Consider the following 1,204-nt stretch of genomic DNA (forward strand, 5'->3'; position numbering starts at 1 on the left):
TCCCGCACGATGAAGAGGGTGACATTCTCGCGCAGTTGAAGGCGAGCTTCGACGTCAGTCACCAGCGCCTGGATATCCGCCAGGCGCCGTTGATGCGCGTTCGGTTCGCCCAGGACGCCGCCAACCAGCGTTGGTTGGCGACCCTGCTGGTCCATCACATGGCGCTCGACCACACGGCGCTGGAAGTGATGCGCCACGAGATCCAGATGCACTTGCAGGGCCACGCCGGTCAGTTGGGCGACGCGGTGCCTTACCGCAACTATGTGGCCCAGGTATGCCTTGGCGTGAGTCGTGAAGAGCACGAAGGGTTTTTCCGCGCGATGCTCGGCGACATCGACGAGCCGACGCTGCCGTTCGGCCTGCAGGATGTCCGTGGCGATGGCAGCAGTATCGAGGAAGCCCAGCAGGCCATCTCGACGGAGCTGAGCCGCCTTCTGCGTCTGCAGGCGCGTCAATTGGGCGTGAGTGCGGCGAGCCTGTATCACTTGGCCTGGGCCCAGGTGCTGGGACGGGTTTCGGGTCGCGAAGAGGTGGTGTTCGGCACGGTGCTGATGGGGCGGATGCAGGGCGGTGAAGGCGCCGACCGCGCCTTGGGAATGTTCATCAACACCTTGCCGATCAGTGTGCAAGTCGGTGCACAAAGCGTGCGCGACGGCGTGCTGGCGACTCACGCGCGGCTGAGCGGGCTGTTGGGCCATGAACATGCTTCCCTGGCGCTGGCCCAGCGTTGCAGTGGCGTGGTCGCACCGACGCCCTTGTTCAGTGCATTGCTCAACTACCGTCATTCGGTCGCCGAGCCTGATGCGTTACAAGCGTCGTCGACCTGGGAAGGGATCGAGGAACTGGGCGGTGAAGAACGCACCAACTATCCACTGGTGCTGTCCGTGGATGATCTCGGCGAAGGCTTCAGCCTGACTGTTCAGGCGGTGGTCGAAATCGGCGCACGGCGGATCGGCGCCTATATGGAAGCGGCATTGACGAGCCTGGTCGTGGCGTTGGAGGGTGCGGCTGGAACGTCATTGTCTGATTTGACGATCTTGCCAGCGCAGGAGCGTGATCGGCTGTTGGTGACGTTCAACGCCACCGAGGCGGATTATCCGCAGCAGCAGACGATTCATGGTCTGTTCGAGGCCCAGGTCCAGCGTACGCCGGAGGCGGTGGCGGTGATCCGTGGCGAACAGCGCCTGAACTACCGCGAGTTGAA

General features: G+C 63.4%; 1 protein-coding gene. It reads left to right on the forward strand.

Annotated features, from left to right (window positions below):
• Positions 1-1,204, forward strand: a 1,204-nt coding sequence (locus BT125_RS28285; protein ID WP_256573859.1) for a condensation domain-containing protein, incomplete at both ends; no start/stop codon positions are given.

Origin of the sequence: Pseudomonas sp. NFACC04-2 (assembly GCF_900119265.1) — a bacterium.
GTDB lineage: Bacteria > Pseudomonadota > Gammaproteobacteria > Pseudomonadales > Pseudomonadaceae > Aquipseudomonas > Aquipseudomonas fluorescens_AA.